Here is a 2,078-nt window from a genome sequence, read left to right as displayed (position 1 = left end):
TGCGCCGTCACCACCACCGTCCACGGCGTGCCCTCCACCCGCGCGTGCGCCACCAGCAGGCGGCGCCCCGCGTCGTCGAACACCTCCAGCATCCCCTCCGGCGCCGCCAGCGCCTCCTCTCCCAGCAGCTCCAGCAGGGGCGCGCGGGTGAGCACGTCGCCGCGGTCCGTCTCGCGCAGCAGCGTCCCGTCGCGCCGGTCGAACAGCTCCACGTGGTAGCTGCGCGAGGCGAGCGTCGGCCGCAATCCCAGGCGCTTCAACGACAGCCCGCCCACGAGGACGACCCGCGCGCCGTTCCCCGCGTCCACCGGCACCGTGAAGACGACGAAGGGCAGGTTCGCGCGGGTGAGGAAGGGCCGCGACAGGAGCACCTCGTCGCCCCCCTTCAGCGCGTCCTGGAAGTAGTCCCGCTGCGCGAAGTTGCCGGTGATGCGGTTGAGCCGCACGGAGGGCACCAGCGTCTCCCCGGCGGCGTCCAGCAGCCACGCCGCGTCGAACAGCGCGACCTCGCGCTCCAGCAACTCCACCGTCTCCCGCATGCGCAGGCGGTCCCCGGCGCGCACCGCGGCGACGAAGCCCGCGTCCTGGCTCTGCGCGCGCAGCAGCGAGCGCGCCAGCGTGGCCGTCTGCTCCAGCCACGCCGTCTCCGCGGCCACCGCCTGCCGCGCCTTGCCGCGCAGCTCCTCCTCCAGGGCCCGCTGCGCCAGGTACGACGTCACCGCGCCCACGCCCAGGATGGGCAGCACCGACGCCAGCGCCATGCCGCGGAACAGCCGCCAGCGCACCCCTCCCGGCACCGGCACCCGGCGCATCCCCAGCAACACCACGCACGCCAGGGACAGCACGCCGTACACGCCCATCCCCGTCCACGAGCCGCGCGCCGCCAGCACGACCATCATGTAGAGGAAGGCGGCGCTCAGCCCGCCCAGGGCCACCCGGCCATACCCGGGCCGCCGGCGCCACAGCCCCACCGCCAGCAGGGCCCCCGCCACCAGGAGGACCGCGCCCAGCGCACGGATTCCCCCCCCGTCCCCCCGCAGGGAGAAGCGATGGAAGCCGTCGGGGACCAGGAGCATCAGCGTCCCGAAGCACAGCGACACGCTGGCCATGAACACCGTCAGCAGCCCGCGTCCCTGGAAGCGGGTCATGCGCTCCAGCAGGAGCGTGGTCACGAGCAGCGGGTAGAGGAGGGCCCCCGTCCGGCTGACCGACAGGATGCTGGCGGACCACCAGTAGAACGCCACCGCGCCCAGGAAGAGCGCGCGCCCCACCCACCCCACGAAGCCGGGCCAGGTGGGGTACAGCAGCGAGGCGAGCATCGTCGCCGAGCCCACCAGGAACAGGCTGCCGAGCGGGCGGACGTACGGGTAGATGAGCTGGAAGATGGCGGCCCCGAACTCGTAGGGGACGAAGACCATCGTCGTGCCCACGACGAGCCCGACGGCCGCCGCGAACCACTCCACCCGTGCGCGCTCGAGGATGCCCACGGAGGCAGCGTACACAACCGGGTGGGACCGCGCGGTCAGGTTGTCGCTCCCCTGCCCCACGTCATCGCCTCTCAGGCTGCTTCCGCGACGGCCGACCGGGGCAGCGTCACCGTGAAGCACGTCCCCTGGCCCGGCCCGTCACTCTTCGCGCCGATACGGCCACCGTGGCGCTCCACGATTTCGCGGCAGATGGCCAGGCCCAAGCCCAGCCCTCCGGCGTAGTGCTCCGTCGCGTTGCGCGCGCGGAAGAAGGGCGTGAAGAGCTGCGGCACGCTCTCCGCCGGAATGCCGATGCCCCGGTCCTCCACCTCCACCCGCACCTGCCCGTCCTCCTCGAGCACCCGCACCACCACCGGCGTCCCCGGCGGTGAGTAGCGCAGGGCGTTCTCCACCAGGTTCGTGAGCAGTTGATCCAACCGCGGCTCGTCCCACCAGCCCACCAGCGACTCCGTGGGGAGCTCCAGCGTCAGCTGCGCCGCGCGCTCCGGCCGCGTGACCTGGATGCGCTCCACCACCTCGCGCGCCAGGGCCACCACGTCCATGGGGGCCACCGTCAGCGCGAAGCGTCCGGACTGCAGCCGCGACACGTCC

2 protein-coding genes are annotated in these 2,078 nt (G+C 73.3%); both read right to left on the bottom strand.

Features of this window, described 5'->3' with window-relative positions; translation table 11 throughout:
* A partial coding sequence (locus ACLEQD_RS41975; protein ID WP_410391533.1) for a cache domain-containing protein occupies nt 1–1,487 on the bottom strand: 1,487 nt, incomplete at its 3' end.
* 71 nt (nt 1,488–1,558) lie between these two features.
* Nucleotides 1,559–2,078, bottom strand: a 520-nt coding sequence (locus ACLEQD_RS41970) for a sensor histidine kinase (protein ID WP_410391532.1), incomplete at its 5' end; no start/stop codon positions are given.

This window comes from Corallococcus sp. 4LFB (assembly GCF_046520365.1).
In the GTDB taxonomy this organism is placed as follows: Bacteria; Myxococcota; Myxococcia; order Myxococcales; family Myxococcaceae; genus Corallococcus; species Corallococcus caeni.
Note: the sequence above shows the minus strand (reverse complement) of the source record. Positions and strands in the feature narration are given on the sequence as shown.